The organism is Prochlorococcus sp. RS04 (assembly GCF_001989455.1).
Taxonomy (GTDB): domain Bacteria; phylum Cyanobacteriota; class Cyanobacteriia; order PCC-6307; family Cyanobiaceae; genus Prochlorococcus_A.
Window position 1 is genome coordinate 1,582,290 of record NZ_CP018346.1, and the last position, 23,095, is coordinate 1,605,384.

The following is a 23,095-nucleotide window of genomic DNA, read 5'->3' on the forward strand; positions in this document are numbered from 1 at the left end:
TTTTATTCTAAGTTTTTTAGCTTTTCTCTTAATTGATTAACTAAAGAGTTTCGACTAATTGAAATTAATTTGAGAGTGTCTTGATGCATTTTAAGTTGTGTCTCCGCTATTTGTAGTACTTTTATAGATTCTTTTATTTCATTAGAAAGTTCATTTATTAAATATTTTTTGCCTTCAAAGGTTAAAACTGGATTTGCAAAATCATTTGTGTTTTCGCTCATGGATTTACTTTTTTTATAAATAAAATAGAACTATAATTTTTTAATCAATTGTTTTTCACATAATTCTTTATAAATTCCTGGTTTATTTATTAAATCAATATGTTTTCCAACTTCAATAATTTCACCTTTATCAAAAACAACTATTTTATTGGCCTCTTGAGTAGTAGCTAATCTATGAGCAATCACAATAACTGTTCTATTTTTCATAGCTCTATTAAGACCTTTTTGTACTTCAGATTCTGATTCTGCATCTAACGCACTTGTGGCCTCATCTAAAAGAAGAATTGAGGGGTTCCCGAGTATGGCTCTTGCAATTGCTATCCTCTGGATCTGACCACCTGAGAAATTTGATCCTCTTTCAGTTATCTCAGTTTCATACTTCTCAGGAAGCTTTTGAATGAAGTTGTGAGCGTTTGCTTTTCTTGCTGATTCTATAACTTCTTCTTTGGTAAAATCCCTGCCCATTCTTATTACATCAATAATGGTTCCTGAAAATAAAAAAGGCTGTTGTTGTACTAATGCAATGTTTTTTCTAATATCTTTTGTATTTAATATTTTGAGATTTTCATCATCTATAAAAATGTCTCCATTATTTGGAGTTATAAACTTTAATATCAAAGCCAACATTGTACTTTTACCAGCTCCAGAAGCTCCAACAAATGCTGTGACTTCCCCTCTTTTAATTTCTAAATTGATATTTTTAAGCACTTGATTATCTTTTTTGTATGCGAAATTTACTTTCTTAAAAACTATCTTGCCTTCAAAATTGGATATCTTTTGTAAATTTTCTTTTTCATCTTCGACAGGTTCTTGATTTATGCTTTTCAACCTTTTTATTGAGGCTTCTGCCTGTTTATAGTCATTAAAATTTGTACTTACATGGCTTATTGGATCAATAAGCATTAAAATGGCTGCAAAAAAACTACTAAATTCTTCACTTGTTAGAAGGCCTAGATTTATTCTTGCGGCTCCTAAACCTAATATTGCTAAAATTCCAAATGCTTCAACAAATCCAACAACGGGATGTTGAAATGCAAGTAGTTTTAATGTTTTATATTTTGCTTTTTTATTTGTACTTAATCTTTTATAAAATCTTTTTTCAATCCAATTTTCTGCGGCAAAAGCTCTTATCGTGGACATTCCATTTATAGATTCACCTATTAAACCTGCTAAATTACTTGTTGATTCTTGACTTTTTTCAGATGCTAATAAAACTCTTCTTCCAAAAGTGTTAACTGAAAGAATAATCAATGGTGCTAAAACGAAAGTTGATACTGTTAATGACCAGTCTAAATAAAACATATAGATTATTACCGCTAACAACTGTAAAGTGCATGGAATAGTATCTTGAGCTGTTTTATAGATTACTTCGCTTACCCTGTCTGCATCCTCAGTAAGTCTATATGTGATGTCCCCAGCTGAAATATTTTCAACAAAATTCATCTTTATTTTTTGAATTCTTCTAAATAAATTTCCCCTCATCACTTCACTAATTTCTAAAGATGGTTTTGCTATGAATACATCCTGTCCAAATTGTGCAGTTTTCTGAACTAAAAATACAAATAAAGACTTTATTATTATGCTAGAAACTTTTGAGAGATCACCTGACCCAATTGCTGGGATTAAGTTTCCAGCTAGATAAGCTAATAAAGGCCAACAAGCTACATAAATAAGCATGCATATAAAACCCTTGATAAACCTATTTGAATATGGTCTGACAGGTGGTATTAGTCTCAAGATGTTATATATTTAATTCTTTATCCTACTTTATCAATATCTTTGGGTATAAAAAACAATGAAATTGGATCAATTCTTAAAATGGAAAAATTTGGTATCTTCTGGTGGTGAAGCAAAAATTTTTATTAAATCCGGCTCTGTTAAGGTTAATGGCGTAATTGAGACTAGGAGAGGAAGGAAGTTAAACAAGGGAGATAAAGTAATATTTCTAAAAAATGAATTAATTTTTGAATAGTTAGCTTATTCAACTCACTTTGTATTAGTATATTTTTCTTGGAGATAGTATTTTGAGAAAATCTGTAATTGCTGGTAATTGGAAAATGCACATGACTTGTGCTGAAGCTAAATCCTTTTTAGAAGAGTTTATTCCTTTAATTAAAAACATAAAAGACGATCGAAAAGTAATCATTGCTCCACCTTTTACAGCTATTTCAACCTTTTCTAATCATTCTGATTTTAATTATATAAATATTTCTAGTCAAAATATTCATTGGGAAGATCAAGGAGCATTTACTGCAGAAATATCTCCAAAAATGCTTCTTGAACATGGTGTCTCATATGCAATCGTTGGACATAGTGAACCAAGGAAATACTTTAGTGAAAGTGATGAACAAATTAATAAAAGAGCAGTTTTTGCTCAGTCTAGTGGACTTACTCCAATAGTTTGTGTAGGAGAAACATTAGAACAAAGGGAGAGAGGAGAAGCTGATAGGGTTATTACTAGACAGGTTGAACAAGGATTAGAAAATACAGATCCATCTAATTTAATTGTTGCCTATGAACCAATATGGGCTATTGGCACTGGTAAAACATGTGAGGCTGAAGATGCTAATAAGATATGTTCTTTGATTCGTAAATTAATAGGTTTTGATGATGTAATTATTCAATATGGAGGATCTGTTAAACCTAATAATATTGACGAAATCATGTCAATGAGTGATATAGATGGGGTTTTAGTTGGAGGGGCTTCATTAGATCCAAATAGTTTTGCGAGAATTGCAAATTATCAATAAGAAAAATCCATGGCCAAATGGCTGGGGTCAAAAAACTTCAATTATGGGAGTTATTAATTTAACTCCTGATTCATTTAGTGATGGTGGGGAATTAAACTCTTCAAAAAAAGTTTTAGATCAAGTAAATCATTTCTTGAGTAATGGTGTTGATGTTATTGATCTTGGCGCTCAAAGTACGAGGCCTGGGGCTGAAGAAGTTGGATCTAGTATAGAAATAAAAAGATTGATCCCATATCTAAAATTAATAAAATCTGAATTTCCAGATGTTTTAATTTCTATTGATACTTTTAATTCAGAAGTGGCTTACGAAGCTCTTTTAAATGGTGCTAATTGGATAAATGATGTCACGGGAGGAAGAAGAGATATAAAAATTTTGGATGTTGTATCAAAATTCAACTGTCCATTCGTAATAACTCATAGTCGTGGTAATAGTCAAAATATGAATCAACTCTCTAATTACCAGAATGTATTGATTGATGTTAAGTGCTCGCTTGATAATTTAATAAAGAATGCTTTAGAAAAAAATATATCTGAAAGGAATATAATAGTTGATCCTGGAATTGGTTTTTCAAAGGATATCAATCATAATTTGGAAATCTTGAGAAACCTAGATGTATTTAAAAAATGGGATTTGCCAATTTTGATAGGTGCATCTAGGAAGAGATTTATAGGAGAAATTTTGAATGAGAAAAATCCAAAAGAAAGGGATATAGGAACACTAGCAATAAGTTGTCTTTGTTCTCAATTTAATATTGACATTGTGAGAGTTCACAACGTAAAACTAAATTATCAAATCCTAAAAGTAGCTGATAGTATTTACAGAGAATAATAAATTTATTATTCTTTAACCCCTTCGATTTTATCCTCTACCTCTTGATATAGTTCTTTCAACTTTTCTATATTCTCATCTGAAGTTTCCCAATATCCCCTGCCATTTACTTCTAGCAGTGTTCCAACAATTCTTCTGAAACTATTAGGATTAAGATCCATTAATCTTTTCCTCATCTCTTCGTCATTTATAAATGTTTCATTAGTTTCTTCATATACAAAATTATCTACTTGTCCACTTGTCGCACTCCATCCAAGAGTATAATTAAGTCTGTTAGAAAGTTCTCTAACTCCTTCGTAGCCAGATTTGAGCATACCTTCATACCACTTAGGATTTAAAAGTTTTGTTCTTGAGTCTAATCTGATAGTTTCTCCAAGTGTTCTAACTTGAGCATTAGAAGTGGTTGTATCCGCTATGTAGCTACTTGGTTCTTTTCCGTCATCTCTTAATGTCTTGATCAATTTTGTTGGATCCGAATCAAAATAATGACTAACATCTGTTAATGAAATCTCTGAAGAATCAAGGTTTTGAAAAGTAACATCTGCTGTTTTCATTACTGACTCAAATACCTCTCTTTTTTGATTCATCTCTCCTGGATTATCTGCATTAAAAGCATATGTTTTGCGTGATAAATACATTTCTTGTAATTCATTTTCTTCCTCCCATGTTGAATTTTCTACGGCTAAATTAACATTTGAACTATAACTTCCACTTGCATTAGAGAATACTCTCGCTGAAGCTTCTCTGATAGAAGTACCTTCTTTTTCTGCTTGTTCTAGTGAATGTTTCCTTACAAAATTAGATTCCAATGGTTCATCAGCTTCAGCTGCTAATTTTACTGCCTGATCTATTAATGCCATTTGATTGATAAATAGATCTCTGAATACTCCTGAACAGTTAACAACTACATCTATTCTTGGTCTACCTAATTCTTCTAAGGGGATTAATTCTAGTTTGTTAATTCTTCCAACAGAATCTGGTTTTGGTTTTACCCCAACAAACCATAAGATTTGTGCAAGTGATTCTCCGTAAGTTTTGATGTTATCGGTACCCCATAAAACACAGGCTATTGTTTCAGGCCAAGTTCCTTGTTCTTCTTTTTGCCTTTCAATTAATTTGTCAACAACAGATTTCGCTGCTGCTACAGCTGCTGTAGTTGGGATTGATTGAGGATCAAGTGCATGGATATTTTTACCACTGGGCAAAACACCTGGATTTCTTATGGGATCTCCACCTGGTCCAGGTAAAACATAATTTCCATCTAGTGCTTTAATGAGGCTATCCATTTCTTTGTCTGCGCAGACCTGTTCCAGACAGAAAAGTAAGTAATCAAATAATTTATTTAATTCTTTCTGATTAACTTCATTAAATCCATTAAATCTGCAGACTCTTAGCCAAGGGGTAGGTAGATTTAGACCAAAAACTTTTAGTAAATCGAACAGTTTAGAAAGAAGTGATTTTTCTAAATAAACTCTGCCATCAACAATTTTTAAAGAGTTGACCATCGCAAAAATTGATTCTCTTGCTGTCTTTATGATTTTTTCATTTAACTCTACAAATTTAAGTTCACCTTTATTGTTACCATCATAAATTTGTTCAATAGTTAGACCGATGGATTCTGCGAGTAATCCAGGAAGAGATCTTAATCCTTCTTGTTCTCTCTCTAAAGATGCGATATTTACAAGTGTTGCAACAGCTTCTTCTGCTGTTGGAGCTTCTCCAATAGTATGAAGACCGCAAGGTAACAATCTACTTTCAATTTCCATCAACTGTTTATAGACATTACCAACAAATAAATCTCTTTCATCTATTGAAAGTTCTTCAACGTCTTTTGAAGGAAGCTCTACATCTTTGTCGAGGTTACATTGTTTAGAAGTTTCAACTATTGCATTAACAATTTGAATACCCCTGCTATTTTCTCTTAATTGCTGATAAGAACCAACGAGTTCACTTAGTTCTTTAAGACCTTTATAGAGTCCTGCATTTTCCGCTGGAGGAGTCAGATAACTAATAGTTGAAGCATATCCTCTTCTCTTCGCAATTGTTGCTTCAGATGGATTATTCGCAGCATAGTAATACAAATTAGGCAATGATCCAATGAGAGAATCCGGATAGCAAGTTTCACTCATGCCCATCTGCTTCCCTGGCATAAATTCAAGTGAGCCGTGAGTTCCAAAATGAAGAACAGCATCAGCCCCCCAGATTTTTTCTACATACGTGTAATAAGCAGCAAAACCATGATGAGGGCTAGCACTTCTTGAATAGAGCAATCTCATGGGATCACCTTCATAACCAAATGTAGGTTGAACTCCAATAAAAACATTTCCAAAATGTTTTCCATAGATAAGGAGGTTTTGTCCATCACTATTAAGGTTTCCAGGAGGTTTACCCCAATTTTCTTCAAGTCTTTGTGAATACGGTGTGAACTCTTCGTATTCTTTTACTGACATCTTGTGAGCAATATTTAACTCTGGGGAACCATCCATCGCTTCAGGGTTGTTAATTACTTTTTCCATTAATTCTTTTGAATTACTTGGAAGTTCATCTATTTGGTATCCTTTCGATTTCATTTCAAGCAGTACTCTATAAATTGAACCAAAAACATTCAAGTATGCTGCCGTACCAACATTTCCTTTGTCTGGTGGAAAACTAAATACTGTGATGGCTAGTTTTTTATCCTTTCTTTGTTTAACTCTTAAAGTTGACCATTTTATGGCTCTTTCAGCGATTACATCAACTCTATCTTGGAGCGTATGGGCCTTACCTGTAGCATCATCACGACCTGAGAGGATAATAGGTTCAATAGCACCATCAAGCTCTGGAATTGCAATCTGAAGAGCTACCTGAACAGGGTGTAAACCTAGATCACTATCTTCCCATTCTTGTGTGGTTTGGAATACTAATGGAAGTGCAACCATATAGGGTCTGTTTAACCTTTTTAAGGCTTCAATAGCTTTAGGATGATCTTGTCTTGCTGGCCCACCAACTAGTGCAAATCCTGTTAGAGATACAACTCCATCTACTATAGGTTGATCGTTATTTATGGAATCATAATAAAATTCGTTAACTGGTTTAGAAAAATCTAGACCTCCGCAGAAGATAGGTAGTACTCTGGCTCCTCTGTATTCCAATTCTTGAATAACGGCAACGTAATGAGCATCATCTCCCGTAACAATATGACTCCTTTGCAGCACTAAGCCTATTGTTGGAGTTTTGTCATCTTTAGGGTTTATATCTTTCCTATTATTTTCCCAATTTTGATATTCTTTAAGACTTTCAAACATGCAAGGAGCAAGAGGATGCCAAATTCCTAAATCTGGGAATGTTTCAGGATCTTGAATCTTGAATTCTTCTATTTGATCTTTTATGATCTCTGAAACAGCATACTTTTCAGAAATCATTAACAAGAAGTTCTTTAAGTTCTCAGTGGTGCCACCTAACCAGTACTGAAAACTAAGAATAAATGTTCTGGCATCCTGAGCTTTCTCTACTGGAAGATATTTAAGTATTGAAGGTAGCGTATTTAATAACTTCAACATTGAATCTTGGAAACTTGCACCATCAGATTCTTTCTTCTTTTTTATTAAATCTCCAATAATACTTTTAGATTGACCAAGTTGGGCCATACTAAATGAACCTAGCTTATTTAATCTCATTACCTCTGGCATGGAGGGGAAAACAATTGATGCTTTAAGTTTGTCTTTAAATGGAGATACTGCATCAACTACTTTTTGAGCAAGGTCTTCAATGAAAATTAGAGAAGCAACGAATATATCTGCATTAGCTATATCTTCTTTAAAATCTTCAAAATTACTATCATTCCTAAGTTCTTCTATAAGATAGCCGCTAAGATCTATACCTATTGGCCCATTCATTTTATTTATTGACTTTGCAGCTTCCGTTAAGGAATTTTGGTATTGTGGCTCAAGGACAACATAAACTGCTTTTATTACAATTTTGTGTTTGTTATCCTCAACAGGAGATACTCTGCGGTTTGCTGAGCGGACCTGCGTAAACATTGATTTTCTTTAAGTATTTCTACCAGCCTACGAATGAAAAGACGTTATTGTGTGCAATATAAATAGCGTGTAACAACCTTTAAAAAAAAATTTTTTAAAAAAATGACTGAAAATTCTAAAAAACCCATACCAGTACTAGTTTCCGGAGCATTAGGTAGAATGGGTAGCGAAGTTGTTAATACCGTATTAAATTCTACAGATTGTGAACTTGTTGCTGCAATCGACATAAACGAAAAGAACAATGGCTCAAATATTTCTGAATTATTGAAGGTAAAAAATAGTGATATTTTAGTTTCAAATGATTTTGAAGGAACTTTATGTTCTGTTAGTCAAAATTACAGAAATGAAAGAATCAAACCTGTGTTGGTTGATTTTACTCATCCTGATTCTGTTTATGAAAATACCCGATCAGCTATTGCATATGGGGTATCACCAGTTGTAGGAACTACAGGTCTAAGCCCTTCGCAAATACAAGATTTGTCTGTTTTTGCTCAGAAAGCATCGGTTGGTTGTGCAATAATTCCTAATTTTTCAGTAGGTATGGTTCTTCTTCAGCAAGCGGCATCTGTAGCTGCAAAGTTTTACGACAATATTGAATTAATTGAGATGCATCATAATCAAAAAGCTGATTCTCCTAGTGGGACGTGTATAAAAACTGCAGAAATGATTGAAGAATATCCAAAGAAATTTAATCAGAATTTAGTAAAAGAGTCTGAGTCATTGAAAGGTGTACGAGGCGGGCTCAGAGATTCAGGAATTAATATACATTCTGTACGATTACCAGGCTTACTCGCTCATCAGTTAGTAATTATGGGATCTCCAGGTGAAACATACACAATTAAACATGACACTATTGATAGGAAGGCATATATGCCAGGAGTTTTACAGGCTATTAAAAAAATTGGTAATTATGAAACTTTAGTTTACGGACTTGAAAAATTGATTTTTTAAAATGATAATTCCAATTAATTCAAGTCAAATTTCAAAACTTATTCCTGCAGTTGGTACAGGAAGTCAATTTAAGTACGCTTTGGGGAATCCTAGAAAAATTCTTCAAAGAATAATAGTTTCTTCAATTGGTGGATTTATCTCATTAATTATTAGTTCGACTGGAGATCAAACTAATAATTTCTGGTTATTCCTATGTGTAGGTTTCTTTTTGTATATCATCTGGGGCCCTATTCTTGAATCAAGTAGAAAAAACTTGCAATTAAGAAAATATAAATTTTTTTCTATATTTGATGGATATGTATCAGATATTTATAAAACAGAAAAGCTTGAGAGTTCAAGAGAACAATCTAATAGGCAAGGTCGATTAGAAGTTATCGAAAACAAAAGGACTTGGTTAGTACTTGAATTAGAAGATGAAGATGGTTATTTAGAAAAATTAAGTTTTCCTATGGAAAATAAGCACAGTCAAATTAGGGTTGGTTCGAATATTAGATGTTTAATAACATCTGATAACCGCAATTTTGACAGAGATTTTTATTTGACCGATGCTTGGCTTCCTGAAATTAACTTATGGGTTGGTGAGTACCCCTATTTATTAAGACCAGCATTTGAGGAAATTTGCTATATTTATCTGAATAGATAGTTGATGCTTATATAATACGATGAAAAATAAATTGAATTTTAAAATTGTTGGATCAGGGCCCACAGGTTTATTACTTTCAATTGCACTTTCAAAATTTGAATGCAATATTTTTTTAACTGATTTATTAACAAAAGATAGATTAATTGATAAAGATAAAACTTATGCAATTACTCACTCAACAAGAAAAATCTTATCTAAATTCAGACTTTGGGAAAAATTAGAACCATTTTTATTTGGCTTTGACACCCTTTCAATTTCAGATAGCGTAACTTCTGCTTTCACCAATTTATCAACTTCTGACTTAGATGATGATATAAGTTCTGCCGAAAATATTGGCTGGGTAGTTAAACATTCGGATCTCATGAACGTATTTTTTCAAGAGATTGACAATTATGAAAATATTTTTTTTATAACACCACAGAGATTGTTACGTAAAAAAATATTATTTGACTATCAATTCTTTTCAACAGGAGCAAACTCACTTGATAAAAAATTCATAGATTTTGTTGATATAAAAAAATCCTATAGTCAGTCTTGTTTAACTTTTAAAGTTTCTCTTAGAGGTCATTGTGAAAAACGAGCTTATGAAATTTTTAGAAAAGAAGGCCCACTTGCATTATTACCTTTAGAAAAAAAATTATATCAAGTAATATGGACTTCCAGTACATCAAAGGCAATTGAAAGGTTGAATTCTGACAAGAATTTTTTAATGGATAATTTATCAACAATCTTGCCTAATGAATTTAAGTTGGATCAAATAATTGGCGAATTTAATATTTTTCCTGTTTCATTATCCTTAAATTTACCAGTTTTAAATTTTAAAAAATTAGTTTTTGTAGGAGATGCATTTCATACATTTCATCCTGTTGGTGGTCAGGGTCTAAATACTTGCTGGAGAGATGTTAATACTATTTATGATCTTTTTAATAAAAATACTGCTATTACTAAATTGCAATTGAGATTATTTAAATTTAAGTATTTTTCAAGCAGAATTTTAGATATTATTGTCACTATTTTTATAACTGACTCGTTGATATCACTTTTTGCTAATCGAAACGTTTTTTTATTTCCAATAAGGAAATTTTCATTTTTACTTTTAAATAAATTTTTTTTTACAAGAAAATTAGTCCTTAATCAAATGACTAAATCTCTCTTTTACTCAAGTATTAAATAGAATTCATGAATAATTATTTATCTAGAGAAATGATAATTTATTTATTTAATGTATTAGGTTTAGATGAATCTACTATTGAACTTGGTATAAAATTATCTATAAAAAATAACACTCCATTACCAATATTATTATGGAGTTATGGAATGCTAACTATTGAAGAACTAGATAAGTTATATTCATTTTTATTTCAAAAAATGGATTAATAATTCTGTTATAATTCTTTTATATTTAATCGAGAACAATTACAGCTTTAACTAAGGGAAATCAGGTATCAAGACAATCTATAGAGAAGCTTGATTTATTATTAATAATCCTAGAAACTATTGATTTAAATGGTATTCAATCCCTTTACGCTTTATCAGATAGACTTGATTTAAATGATGTTCTACCAAATAAAATTACTATTTGGAAATTAAGGAATAATAATCCATTGAGAAAATCCTATGTCAACAACAATATTAAAGTAAACGAATTCGATGCCTTAATTAAAATCACCGTTGAAATGTCTAAATATTTATATCCTTATATCAGAGAGATACTGAAATCTAAAGAAGATATTAAAGAGAATTCAATTATTTGGAATGATTTTAATAAGAGATTTATTGAGTTGATTAAAGAGAGATTTAATGTAGATAGTATGAGAGTGAAAAAGCTTTTAAATCAAGCTGAAAATGGTGAGATTATAATAAAATCTTTGCTTATTTTATCTTTTTGTATTTCAAATCAGGGTTATCAAAAGTTGAAGAATTTTTTATACGATTTTTAATATGATGCAAAATAAATTGTCATTTCATCAATCTTCAGTAAGTCTCGAAATAATCGGATTGCCAGATTATTCCAATAATGAAAATAAAGATCAAATATCTATAATTTCTCAATGGAAATTAACTATAGTTGATAAACCACTTATTGAAGGCAAAATTGAACATTTATGGCCTATTATGGATGCTTTTTATATTTATTCAAATCTTTTAATCAAAAACGAAATTCCAATATATGAGTCAAAATTAATCGATATAAAAGCCGATAATATCCACATACATAATATTGTTCTCAAGAGTTCTAAAGCAAATGTAAAGCCTTTAGTTCTAAAGATTGGTAATTCATTGCTTTCAGATACCATAAATTGTTTTGATCAGTTAAATGAATCGCCAAAAGTAAGAATAAAAAAAACAGATACACTTACTAAAATTCCAAAAAAATTAAAATTTGGGTTAAATAAAAAAGTCAAATTTTTCAATTTCTTTATTCCACCATTTTTTGCAATTTGCTCTTTAATTCTATTCTCCTCTTCTTTTATTTATTTTTATAGTCCTTTTGAAAATATAGAAAAAAAAGAACTAACAAATCCTAAATAAAGAGCAATTAGCATCTTAAATACAAACACGATACTATAGGTTAATTTATTCTCAGAGTTATTTAAATTTTTCTTTGAGCTTTGATTTATGGCAGATTTAAACATCCCAAATTTGAATATTAAACCTGATAAATATATTTTTAAAAAAAAATTAAATTTAAGAAGAAAATCTAAAAGAAGACTATTTACTGAATCTTTCTTTTTATTTATTTTGAGTCTTTTATTAGTTTATATAAATTATTTAATTCCTAATAAAAATTTGCTGTTACAAAATTTACCTTCGACATTTAATAAATCTTTTTTATTATTGATTGATCTCTTTTCATATCTCTATGAGATATTTTTGGTGATTTTTATTTTTGTATCTTCTTTTACTGCTCTTATTTTAATGATAGGTTCAATTAATAGATTATTTAAAGTCTCAAAGAGAAAGTCAAAACAAATTGTTTATAAATAATTTCAAATAGGCTGCATTAGGCCTCCACTTCCTGAATCTGAATCATCATCATCATTTTCTGTTTCTTCTCCAAATAATGCAAATATGCCTAATACAATTGATGAAAGAATAATTGATAAGGGTAAAATCGAAGTTTGGATTCCGACGTCTATATATTCACCCATAAAATAAATAAATTTTTATAAACCTAACCGAAATCAAACTGATTCGCGGATTTTAAATAATTATTTAATAATTTAATCCGTTTTAATAAGTTCTTTATCGAAATTCTTTATTTCTCTTTCAAAAGAATCGAACCACAACATTAGTTGATCAATTTGATTTTGAATTTCAGTTGCACCTAAGCCCCTTATAGTAATGATTGAAAATTGATCGCCTTCAATAAAATTAAATTTATTTTGAACACTACTTGCCAAAGAATTTTTAAGAATTTTGAAAGTAGAATTTTTTAATTTTGTCTCTATCAAGATGTTTGGCTTTTTGAGCTTTATCTTATTAAAACCACATTTTTTAGCTAGTAACTTTAGTCTCATTATCATAATTAAGGACTCAACAGGTTTGGGTAAGTTTCCATATCTATTAACCCAGTCTGTAGCTAATTCAGTTAATTCATCATTATTTGAACATTCAGTAACAGATTTGTAAGCTTCAAGCTTCTCTTCTCTGTTTAATATCCATGTTGCAGGTATAAATGCATTTATTGGTAGATCAATTTGAGTGTCGTTAACTTCAGGTATTTCTTGCCCGCTGATTTCTGAAATAGCCTCATGGAGCATTTCTATATATAAATCATATCCAATAGCATTAACCTTTCCACTTTGTTCTTCTCCTAGTAAACTACCAACACCTCTTATTTCCATATCTTTCATTGCAAGTTGGTATCCACTACCTAGTTCTGAAAAGTCTTTTATCGCTTTCAATCTTTGTTTTGCAGCGTCTTTAATTTTATTTATATTTGGATAAAATAACCAAGCATATGCTTGTACACCGCTTCTACCAACTCTTCCTCTAAGTTGATAAAGTTGTGAAAGGCCAAATTTGTGAGAATCTTCAATAATGATTGTATTTACTTTAGGGATGTCTAATCCACTTTCAATTATCGTTGTGCATATCATTAGATCTACTTCTCCATTATTAAAAGCAATCATTGCATTTTCAAGCTCTGTTTCGTTCATTTGCCCATGAGCAATAATAAATTTTAAGCTGGGAAACATATTTTTTAATTTGTTTACAGCTTGATCTATATCAGAAATTCTTGGAAGAACATAAAAAATTTGACCTCCCCTATCAAGTTCTTGATTAATTGCAGTTCTTATAACATCCATATCTATTTCAGATAAATACGTTTTTATTGATCTTCTTGATGGTGGAGGAGTGTTTAATAAGCTCATTTGTCTTAGTCCAGATAAGCTCATATAAAGAGTTCTTGGAATTGGAGTTGCCGAGAGAGTTAAAACGTCTATGTTGGTTTTGATTTTTTTTATTTTCTCCTTTTGCCTTACTCCAAATCTTTGTTCTTCATCAATAACTAGTAGTCCTAAGTTTTTAATTTCTATTTCTTTTCCTAAAATTTGGTGCGTTGCTACAACTAAATCAATTTTGTTATTTTTCAAACCTGCATAGATTTCCTTTCTTTCATTAACAGTTTTGAATCTATTGAGTAATGATACTTTTATTGGGTAAGGTGAAAATCTATTACTTATTGTTCTCCAATGTTGCTGAGCTAGGATTGTTGTAGGTGCTAGTAGTATTACTTGTTTGCCTGATGTAATAGCCTTAAAAATAGCCCGAACAGCTACTTCTGTTTTACCAAATCCTACATCTCCACAAACTAGCCTATCCATTGGCTTATCGCTTTCCATATCAGATTTTATTTCTTCTACAGCAGTAATTTGGTCAGGTGTTGGTTGATAAGGGAATGATTCCTCTAATTCATCTTGCCAAGGACCATCTTCTGGGAAAATGTAACCCTTTAATTTTTCTCTCTTTGCATAAAGTTTTAAAATATCGACAGCAACTTTTTTGATTTGTTTTTTATTTTTTTCTTTTATTTTTTCCCATTCTGTCCCTCCTAATTTATTTATTTTCGGCTTTATTTTTCCGCTTGATCTATATCTGTTAACACTACCAAGTTGATCAGCGGCAATACTTATCTTTCCATCTTGATACTGAATGACTAAATAATCTCTTGACTCTCCCGTTATATTTATTTTTTCTATTTTTATAAATTTTCCTATTCCATGATTTTTATGAACTATAAAATCACCGGGACTAATTTTATTTACATTTATATTTGAATTGACACTTCTTTTTTTTCTTCTTATGAATACATTATTAAAAAGAAATTGTTGTGAAAATAATTCTCTATCTGTTATCAGGACAACTTTCCATATCGGAAGATAAAACCCCTCGATTTCGTAATTGTTCTTATTTTTTAAAATTAGAGGCGTTGAATTATTAATTGACTTATATGCTTCATCAATATCATTAGGATTGTTTAAGAAGTTTACATTACATTCGTGCTCAAAAAGTAAAGTGCTTGTTCTCAATGGTTGTGCTGATAATATCCATACTTTTTCATTATTTTTTATATTTTTATTTATATCATTGGATAATTTCCCTACATTTTTTGAGTATGAATTTAATCTTTTATCGTTTAACAAAAATCTATTATCAATATTGTTTTTAGATTCAAATTCATAAAATTTTATTAAATTAAAATTTCCTAGTGAATTTAATATTTTGTCAAACATTAAATGCAAATTAGGTTTGGCCTCTAAATTAATGTCATTATTTTTAAGGTTTTCATTTAATTCATACGTACAATTATCAAAATTACTTTCTGAATCTAGATACCAATTATTTGCAAATTTTTTACAATCTTCTAATTCATCAATTACAAGTATTGTTTCCCTATTTATATAATCTATTATGTTTGAGGGTTCCTCTTCAATTATTCCTAAATAACGATCAAGATTATTTTTATTTATATCTTCTGAATTAAAAAGATTGTTCTTAGATAAATTATTTAACTTATCTTTTATTAGCAAATCAAATCCAGCCTGTATTATTTCAATATTATTTATACTTTCTAATGTTTTCTGTGTATTGGGATCATATTCTCTTATTTTCTCAATTACATTATCAAAAAATTCTAATCTTATTGGAAACTCATTATTGACAGGATAAATATCTATTATTTCTCCTCTCCTACTCCAAAATCCTTCAGTGGAAGTTACATTATCCTTCGTATAGCCCAGCAAAGTAAGTTTATTTGCTAATTCTTGAATCTCGATTTGAATCCCTTTTTGCAAATCTAACTTGTTTTCAATTAATAGGTTTTTATTTATTAGATGAGGTTGTAGTGATCTCTCAGTTGATATAACAATATTTAGTTCATTTTTCTCTTTTTTTATTAATTTGGATAAAACAGTAAGCTGACTAAATTCAATCTCTTTGGATTTATTAATTGATGAGTATGGTAGATGTTCTGTTGGAGGATAATATAAAACTGCTTTGTCATTTATACTTTCAAAATAACCAATCCATTTGTAGGCAATTTCTACATTAGGACAAATTAATAATATATTTCTCCCCTCTTTTTTTGCGATACTTTCTAATATTATTGATTTTGCATATCTACTTGAACCAACAATATTTAATTCATTATTTTTTGAAATTCTTTTTATTAATTCAGAAGTAATTTGTGAGTTCGAAATATAATCAACTAAAGTATTTAAACTCATTTATAACTATCAATCTTGATTACAAATAACCGATACATTATATTAGATTTTATACTGATTGTGGATAATATTTGATGGATTCAGCCGCAATAAATTCTTTTATACCCACACTAGATCAGGTAGACAGTTGGTACGAAATCTTTACACTTTTACCAATATTAATTGCTCTAGAATTATTATTATCGGCAGATAATGCTGTAGCACTAGCTTCTCTTACTAAATCCCTCGATAGTTCAGAATTAAGGTCAAGAGCCTTAAATATTGGTATAACAATATCTTTATTATTTAGAATTATTCTAATCATATTATCTAATATTCTCCTAAAATTTATTCTCATTAGAGTTTTTGCTGGTTTTTATTTAATTTATTTATTCTTCTCTAATGTTTTTTTAAATTCAGATATAGAAAACGCTGAAAATGGGACAGATAATAATAAAAATAATTTTAGGTTCTTAAGGGTTGTAGCTCTTCTTTCAATTACTGATTTTGCTTTTTCCATAGATAGTATCACTACCGCAGTAGCTATCAGTGATCAATACATATTAATTATATTTGGAGCAGTGATTGGAGTATTAGCCTTAAGATTTACATCGGGGATTTTTCTGAAACTTCTTGATATATTTTCTAGATTAGAAACAGCCGGTTACGTAGCGATTTTAATAGTTGGGATTAAACTTTTACTAAATACGTTAATTAAAGAATCTATTCTTCCAGACTATTATTTTTATTTTTTGATTCTTTTTGCTTTCATTTGGGGATTCTCTAAAAAAGAATCTAAAACTTAATCTGAGAGATATTCACCTACTGATGGCTTTAGCTGTTGTATCAATTGCTTTTTGCTAGATATGTTTTTGCCTTCAAGTTTTGCTTCTAACAAAAGAATCGGTTCAGTTTTAGTTGAAATTATTATTCCTTCATTTTCTATTACAGCAAGAATAATACCTGGTCTTGAATAATTGCTCATGAAAAGGTATTTTTCATTTTTAATTTCATCACTACTCAAAACTTTGATTTTAAGTATTTTTAGGTTCTTACCTTTAAAAGTTGTATTTGCTCGTGGGTATAATCCTTTTATTTTTTGAGAAATTTCAATTGCCTCATTACCCCAATCAACTCTAAAGTCTGATTTTTCAATCATTCTTGCATAAGTAATTTCTCTTCCAAGGGAAGTTTGTTTTGTTAATTTGGAATTAGTATTTTTATAAATATTTTCTTCGAGAAGTGATGTGGCATTTATAAATAATTTTGCAGATAAAATACTAAGTTTTTCCGATAGTGTTTTTAAATTATCGTCATTACCAATTTTAATTTTGTCTTCTAATAATAAGTCGCCAGTATCTAGTCCCTCATCCATTTTCATAATTCCTACACCAGTAAATTCATCGCCTTTTATTAGTGACCATTGGATCGGGGCTGCGCCACGCCATCTTGGAAGCAATGAAGCATGTGCGTTCCAACATCCAAATTTTGGGATTTCCAATATCTCTTTGGGTAATATTTTCCCGTAAGCTATAACAATAAATAAATCACAAGATAGCGATTTAAGTTCATTTATAAAATGTATATTGTCCCTGATTTTTGCTGGAGTATAAATTTTTATAGATTCTTGCTCGGCAAAGCTTTTAACAGGTGAGGATATTAATTTATTTCCCCTAGATCTTTTCTTATCGGGTTGGCTAACTACTCCAATTACCTCGTGCTTAGATTTAATAAAAATATCAAGGCTCGCAATTGAATATTCAGGTGTTCCCCAGAATATTATTCTCACGCGTCACCAGTTATTGATAATTCATCTACCCATATATGTGGAGAAATTCCACTTGTTGTTACTTCTTGGTTTGATTCAATATTTACTATATTCTTCAAAAGATATTTGATATCGCCCGCAACAGTAGCAGATTCTATTGAGATTTTTTTACCATTTTTATAGAGCCATCCATCAAATGGAAGAGAGAATGAACCTTGACTTGCCCTGACACCTGCATGTATAGCATTTAATTCTTCAATATAAACAAATTCCCCTTCATAAGTTGAGTGATCTAATGATGTTTTTAGATCTGCGTTTTTCTCTGATTTCTCAACTACTATCCAATCAGGAGATACTGAGACTTTTGATCCTAGTCCAGCATGTCCTGTGGGGATTGTTTTAAATATTCTTGCAGTTGATTCAGAATGTATAAAATTTTGAAGTCTCCCTTTGTTAATTAAACATAGTCTTTTGGTAGGAGTTCCCTCTCCATCAAATGGTGATGAAGAAATATTTTTTTCGTGAAGTCCATCATCATAAATATTAAGTGCTTCTGTAGAAAGTTTCTCTCCTATAGAATTTTTATTAGATAAGCTAACTCCATCTAAAATGCTCCTAGCATTAAACATTGAACTAAAGGCATTTATGATCGTTAAAAAAGACTCTGGTGAAAAACATATTAAATATTTATCAGTTTTGATAGATGAATAATTTAAATGAGAAATTGTTTTATTAGAAGCGTCTTTGATACACGACTCTATGTCTATATCTTCAACTCCATATCCAAGTTTTACAGAACCCGAGCTACGAGGTTTCTTATCTTTCTCTTCTGCTCTTGCATATAAATAAAGTGCAGCTTGACTTTTGGTATAGCTCCGAAAGGCACCATCACTATTTGCATAAACTCTCTCATAAAAACTCTCAGAAAGACCATTATACGGAACAGATTTTATGGATTCATGGCTTTCTAATAGTTTTACTTCCGCTTCTCTTAAAAGAGTAAGTAATTTTTTTATTCCAACAGGATTTCTTTTTTTTGAGTCCTTAACTTCAATAGGATCTTTGGCTAGTGGTGAGAATTCTGTTATTTCATTCTTGTTACCAAAATCTGATGCGATATTTGCTTGATTTAGAGCTTTTTTAATGCCAGATTCACTGATATCACTAGTTGTTGTAATACCAACTAAATTAGATTCGTTCCAAACTCTTATAGTTAAAATTTGCTTTTCTGATGCCTTAAGTTGTTTAGCCTCACCTTTATCTACTTGTACAGAATAATCATTAGAAAAGCTTGCACCATAATCCCACTTTTTAAGATTTAGAGAATCTGCAGCTTCAGAGATTTGAATAGTAATTTCTTTTGAATTCATTCCTATCTTCCTCCAACAGTGATTGAATCAACCTTAATATGAGGTTGGCCAACAGTTACATTGACACTTCCACTGATAGATCCACAAAATCCAGGCGCTAATTCGAGGTCATTTCCACACATTGATATTTTTGGCATAACTTCTTTTGCCTCACCAATCAAAGTTGCTCCCTTTACTGGATTAGTTAATTTTCCATTTTTAATAAGATATCCTTCTTCTACTGCAAAATTAAATTGTCCTGTAGCACCTACACTGCCACCACCCATTGATTTGCAGTAAAGACCATCACTAATACTGTTGATTAAATCCTCTTTTGAGTGCTCACCTTTAGCTATATAAGTATTTCTCATTCGTGAAGCTGCAGCAAAAGAATAATTTTGTCTTCTTCCACTTCCTGTTCTTTTATGGCCAGTTCTTAATTCACCTGCCCTGTCAGATATGAATTTTTTTAAAATTCCATCTTTTATAAGAACTGATTTTTCGGGTTCCATACCTTCATCATCTACTGATAATGAACCAAAGGATCCTTCTGAAATTCCTTCGTCTATTGCTGTTACAGATTCATGTGCAATTTTTTCATTCAATTTGTTCTCAAATGGGGTTGTTCCTCTCTCTATTTGAGTCGTTTCAAGTAAATGACCGCAGGCTTCGTGGAATATAACGCCACCAAATTTATTAGCTAATACAACAGGCATTTGTCCCGCATCGACATAATCTGCGTACAACATGTTCATTGAGCTTTCAAATACATCATTAGCTGCTTTTTCGTTATCCCATAATCTGAATTCATGAGGCATTCCTGACGATCCAAATCTTCTACTTCCACTAGATCTATATTGGGCATCACTAGCAATCACGTTGAGTCCAACTGTTTGATGCAACCTAATATCTGAGACATAGGTTCCATCGCTGGAGGCTATAATTACTTCCTGTAGATTTCTAGAGTAACTTCCTTTTCTAGTTATTATTTTATTATTTTTTTTTAGAGACTTCGTGCTGACTAATAGTTTTTCACTTATCTCATGTATAGATGGGACTTCATTAATCCATTTTTTCTTAGATAAACTATAGTCCCTATGTTTATCAAGACCGTTAAATACTTCTATTTTTTTATTATCTGTTATGTCTAACATCTCAATAGCCTGAGATACCGACCTCATCAAGCCATTCTTTGTTAAATCATTTGTACTTACAAAACCATCCTTTTTATCTTTGAAGATTCTAATACCAGCACCTCTTCCAAATGATGGACTTACACTTGTAATGAAATCCTCTTCAGCTAGAACGCTTGAGTTGTCTGTATTCTCTATAAATATTTCTACAAAATCAGCACCAAGTCCAATTCCGTAGAAAATGATTTCTTCTAATAAATCTTTATTGCAACTACCAAAAACGATTTCATTTGATTTGATTTGTGACGAAAGCATATGAGTCTATAAATCTTCTCTGGATTAAAGATTATCTAATCGAAGGTTGGAAATCTTTGCTATCAAGAGGTTTTAATAAGTATAGTCTTAATAGCTGGTAACCGTTTGATAAATATTTAGGTAATTTTTTAAAAGTTTTAGATACTTTATTTCCATCACTGTTTGCAATATCAGAAAGAACCTTATTATTCTCTACTATTTTATCTAATCTGCCATAAAAAGATTTATCATAAACGTCCATTACTACAGGGAAAACTCTAGCTGCAGTTTCATTTGTTTTATTAATAACAAACTGGTCGTAATCTCTGGCATCTAAACCTAAAGAACTGTAGAAATCTTTTTTAATTCCCAAATCCCTTGCATACATAGTTGCAAATACAGCTAATAGAAAGAACCTAGACCATAACTTGGATGTTAATGGAAGATTATTCAAGAAATATCTAAACCTATGGAAGTAGTCGAATAATGGGTGTGTAAAAGTAGAGCCGCCAATGGTAATTTTTTGACTTAATGATTTAACAGTACGTGGCTGTGCTTTCATTAATGCGTCAAAGAAATCCCCATGTCTATTTTCATCTTGACACCAATTTTCAAAGTAATTAAATAGTGGAAAAATTTTGCTATCAGGGTTCTTTTCGAGATGCCTATAAATTGCTATATATCTCCAATAACCTATTTTTTCGGATAAATAAGTAGCGTAAAAAATACTTCTTGGAGGGAAATAAGTGTAATCTTTATTGGCTGTTAAAAAACCTAAATCTAACTGAAGTCCAAAGTCACTCATAGATTTATTCAAGAAACCTGCATGTCTAGCTTCGTCTCTGGCCATATGGGCAAAACATTCGGCAAGAAGAGGGTTTTTGACTTTAATCCTTTTGCTAAGCTCCTTGTAAAGTAAAAAACCTGAAAATTCTGAAGTACAACTTCCCTCGAGAAAATCAACAAAAAGCTCTCTTGTCTCAGGATCTAATTTATCTGCAGCGCCTTCAAATTCACTATTTCTTACAAAATGATGTCTATTGTAATCTTTCCTAAATTCCTCACATATAGCTTCCAATTCCTCCTCGTTTATTGATAAATCCATATTTTCCATAGCCTCAAAGTCTGTTGTATAGAATCTTGGAGACAAAATTGTTTCTTTTGCTGGTATCTTTCCATTATTAATATCTTTTTTATTTTTTGATTCAACAGTTGATTGAGCCATTTTTTATTCGGTTTATTAATACTATTATTTACTATGATTTGTATTTTCGAGGGAAAAGTTAACTTGGTGTTATTGTTTTTCTAATTAACTCCTATTAACTTTTGCCCATTCAATCTTTGAAGTACTCTTGAAATTATTAATTTTAGGGTAATCCTTTTTTCATCAATAAGAAAAGATTCAATAATACTGGGTTGTTGATTAGGTTTTGATAAAGAAATACTTTTTAATGAACTAATGTCATCTCTCTCAAAGGATAACCAAAAGTTACATGTATCTTTAATTTCACAATTTATTACCCAACATTTATCTCCAGCAATAGGTCTATTTGTGTTAGTGAGTTTAATATTGTTTATTTCTAATCCTCTTTGATTAATTTCCTCAGTAAGTGAAGGAATTAGGTGTATGTTAATAAATTCTTGGAAAGGCTTTTTCTCTACTGGGAGTTCTTTTTTGGGTTTTGTTATAGGTTTTTCGGGGGTATTATTTTCATTTTTTATAACAACTTTAGTAGCAGAATCACCATTATTTATGTCTATATTGATAACTTTTTCTGATTTAGGTACTTTTATTTCCTCAGAGTTTGATTTAGTAGTATTGTCAGATATTTCTTTATTTAATTTATTATTTTTGTCTAAATTTTCTTCCATAAAAAAAAGTGTTTACTCCATTATAAATTAAAAAAACATTTTTTAATTAATTTATTTTTCTACCAATCATTATCTGCATTATCCCAGTCATCTTTAATATCTTGATTTGAATAACTTTGATCTTTTTTTAAATTATTATCATTCATATTTTTGACTACTCTGTAATTAACAGAAATTGTTGGTTGAGTTTCTCTAATATCCCTTTGTGGCGGCATCTCAACGTTTGGTTCCATTTCTTCCTCATTATTATTAGATACAAAATCATCTTCCACATTTTCGAAAGTATTTTTTCTGAAATTAGTACTAATAATTGTTGTATTCAATAAAGTGCTTACAAATAAACCAGAAAAAAACGAAATACTGATTAACTTACCTATACTTACTTCTTGAAGGGTCCATTTTAAGTATCTATATGAAGTCTTCTGATTATTATTTGTATATAATAAAATTTGAAAAATTATTATTAAAAAAAGAGTTAAAAGTAAATATTTTTTCTTAAACATAATTATAAAATGTTAGCTTAATTTTTTTTGGTTAATATTTCCATAATATA

At 30.4% G+C, this 23,095-nt stretch carries 21 protein-coding genes; 10 read left to right on the forward strand and 11 right to left on the reverse strand.

The features are described 5' to 3' along the window. Nucleotides 1-2 precede the first annotated feature (2 nt). Both BS621_RS08840 and BS621_RS08845 read right to left on the reverse strand, forming a co-directional pair. Nucleotides 3-221: a DUF6447 family protein gene (locus BS621_RS08840; protein WP_025931942.1), complete on the reverse strand. Its 219-nt coding sequence runs from the start codon at nucleotides 219-221 to the stop codon at nucleotides 3-5. A 30-nt stretch (nucleotides 222-251) separates the two neighbouring features. Next, nucleotides 252-1,898: an ABC transporter ATP-binding protein gene (locus BS621_RS08845; protein ID WP_237071844.1), complete on the reverse strand. Its 1,647-nt coding sequence runs from the start codon at nucleotides 1,896-1,898 to the stop codon at nucleotides 252-254. 118 nt (nucleotides 1,899-2,016) lie between these two features. Between BS621_RS08845 and BS621_RS08850 the strand changes: the two genes are divergently transcribed. From BS621_RS08850 to folP, 3 genes are read left to right on the forward strand one after another with little or no spacing between them, the layout of a single operon-like run. Beyond that, on the forward strand, nucleotides 2,017-2,193 hold the full coding sequence (locus BS621_RS08850; RefSeq protein ID WP_002807913.1) for an RNA-binding S4 domain-containing protein: 177 nt from the start codon (nucleotides 2,017-2,019) through the stop codon (nucleotides 2,191-2,193). Nucleotides 2,194-2,245: 52 nt separating this feature from the next. After that, entirely contained in the window at nucleotides 2,246-2,971 is a 726-nt protein-coding gene (gene tpiA / locus BS621_RS08855) for a triose-phosphate isomerase (protein WP_077142569.1), read from the forward strand. Then, a complete protein-coding gene (gene folP, locus BS621_RS08860; protein WP_077142570.1) occupies nucleotides 2,955-3,800 on the forward strand; it encodes a dihydropteroate synthase in 846 nt (281 codons plus the stop codon). Before tpiA ends, folP begins: the two co-directional genes overlap by 17 nt. Before the next feature lie 8 nt (nucleotides 3,801-3,808). Here folP and BS621_RS08865 read toward each other — a convergent pair whose 3' ends face one another. Further along, the gene (locus BS621_RS08865) at nucleotides 3,809-7,819 is read right to left on the reverse strand and encodes a magnesium chelatase subunit H (RefSeq protein ID WP_077142571.1); all 4,011 of its coding nucleotides are present in this window, start codon (nucleotides 7,817-7,819) and stop codon (nucleotides 3,809-3,811) included. A gap of 102 nt (nucleotides 7,820-7,921) precedes the next feature. Here BS621_RS08865 and dapB point away from each other — a divergent pair, with 102 nt between their 5' ends. The 6 genes from dapB (at nucleotide 7,922) to BS621_RS08895 (ending at nucleotide 11,945) form a co-directional block, all read left to right on the forward strand. Next, nucleotides 7,922-8,770 carry a 4-hydroxy-tetrahydrodipicolinate reductase gene (gene dapB / locus BS621_RS08870; protein WP_077142572.1) on the forward strand — a complete coding sequence of 283 codons (849 nt, stop codon included), beginning with the start codon at nucleotides 7,922-7,924 and terminating at the stop codon, nucleotides 8,768-8,770. Nucleotide 8,771: 1 nt separating this feature from the next. Next, nucleotides 8,772-9,413, forward strand: a complete 642-nt coding sequence (locus BS621_RS08875; protein ID WP_077142573.1) for a hypothetical protein — start codon at nucleotides 8,772-8,774, stop codon at nucleotides 9,411-9,413. Nucleotides 9,414-9,432: 19 nt separating this feature from the next. Then, on the forward strand, nucleotides 9,433-10,587 hold the full coding sequence (locus tag BS621_RS08880) for an FAD-dependent monooxygenase (protein ID WP_077142574.1): 1,155 nt from the start codon (nucleotides 9,433-9,435) through the stop codon (nucleotides 10,585-10,587). 5 nt (nucleotides 10,588-10,592) lie between these two features. Further along, nucleotides 10,593-10,790, forward strand: a complete 198-nt coding sequence (locus BS621_RS08885; protein WP_025881567.1) for a DUF2949 domain-containing protein — start codon at nucleotides 10,593-10,595, stop codon at nucleotides 10,788-10,790. 80 nt (nucleotides 10,791-10,870) lie between these two features. Then, nucleotides 10,871-11,353 (forward strand): DUF3038 domain-containing protein, encoded by a 483-nt coding sequence (locus tag BS621_RS08890; protein ID WP_077142575.1) that lies wholly within the window; start codon nucleotides 10,871-10,873, stop codon nucleotides 11,351-11,353. A gap of 1 nt (nucleotide 11,354) precedes the next feature. Then, nucleotides 11,355-11,945 carry a DUF4335 domain-containing protein gene (locus BS621_RS08895; RefSeq protein WP_198025621.1) on the forward strand — a complete coding sequence of 197 codons (591 nt, stop codon included), beginning with the start codon at nucleotides 11,355-11,357 and terminating at the stop codon, nucleotides 11,943-11,945. A gap of 458 nt (nucleotides 11,946-12,403) precedes the next feature. On the opposite strand, the gene BS621_RS09620 is transcribed toward BS621_RS08895, so the two are convergent. Then, the gene (locus BS621_RS09620) at nucleotides 12,404-12,565 is read right to left on the reverse strand and encodes a hypothetical protein (RefSeq protein ID WP_011818467.1); all 162 of its coding nucleotides are present in this window, start codon (nucleotides 12,563-12,565) and stop codon (nucleotides 12,404-12,406) included. A gap of 72 nt (nucleotides 12,566-12,637) precedes the next feature. Then, nucleotides 12,638-16,147, reverse strand: a complete 3,510-nt coding sequence (gene mfd / locus BS621_RS08905; RefSeq protein ID WP_077142577.1) for a transcription-repair coupling factor — start codon at nucleotides 16,145-16,147, stop codon at nucleotides 12,638-12,640. A 74-nt stretch (nucleotides 16,148-16,221) separates the two neighbouring features. Here mfd and BS621_RS08910 point away from each other — a divergent pair, with 74 nt between their 5' ends. Continuing rightward, entirely contained in the window at nucleotides 16,222-16,932 is a 711-nt protein-coding gene (locus tag BS621_RS08910; protein ID WP_077142578.1) for a TerC family protein, read from the forward strand. On the opposite strand, the gene fmt is transcribed toward BS621_RS08910, so the two are convergent. From fmt to BS621_RS08940, 6 genes are all read right to left on the reverse strand, one after another. Further along, nucleotides 16,929-17,915 carry a methionyl-tRNA formyltransferase gene (gene fmt, locus BS621_RS08915; RefSeq protein ID WP_077142579.1) on the reverse strand — a complete coding sequence of 329 codons (987 nt, stop codon included), beginning with the start codon at nucleotides 17,913-17,915 and terminating at the stop codon, nucleotides 16,929-16,931. The two genes, BS621_RS08910 and fmt, sit on opposite strands and share 4 nt — an antisense overlap. After that, a complete protein-coding gene (locus tag BS621_RS08920) occupies nucleotides 17,912-19,264 on the reverse strand; it encodes a TldD/PmbA family protein (protein WP_077142580.1) in 1,353 nt (450 codons plus the stop codon). The genes fmt and BS621_RS08920 overlap by 4 nt, the downstream gene beginning before the upstream one ends. A 2-nt stretch (nucleotides 19,265-19,266) precedes the next feature. Further along, entirely contained in the window at nucleotides 19,267-20,691 is a 1,425-nt protein-coding gene (locus tag BS621_RS08925; RefSeq protein ID WP_077142581.1) for a TldD/PmbA family protein, read from the reverse strand. A 31-nt stretch (nucleotides 20,692-20,722) separates the two neighbouring features. After that, nucleotides 20,723-21,895, reverse strand: coding sequence for a magnesium-protoporphyrin IX monomethyl ester (oxidative) cyclase (gene acsF, locus BS621_RS08930; protein WP_077142582.1), 1,173 nt, complete (start codon nucleotides 21,893-21,895; stop codon nucleotides 20,723-20,725). 80 nt (nucleotides 21,896-21,975) lie between these two features. Then, nucleotides 21,976-22,542 carry a DUF2996 domain-containing protein gene (locus tag BS621_RS08935; RefSeq protein ID WP_077142583.1) on the reverse strand — a complete coding sequence of 189 codons (567 nt, stop codon included), beginning with the start codon at nucleotides 22,540-22,542 and terminating at the stop codon, nucleotides 21,976-21,978. Nucleotides 22,543-22,601: 59 nt separating this feature from the next. Next, nucleotides 22,602-23,045, reverse strand: a complete 444-nt coding sequence (locus tag BS621_RS08940) for a hypothetical protein (protein WP_077142584.1) — start codon at nucleotides 23,043-23,045, stop codon at nucleotides 22,602-22,604. Nucleotides 23,046-23,095 lie beyond the last annotated feature (50 nt).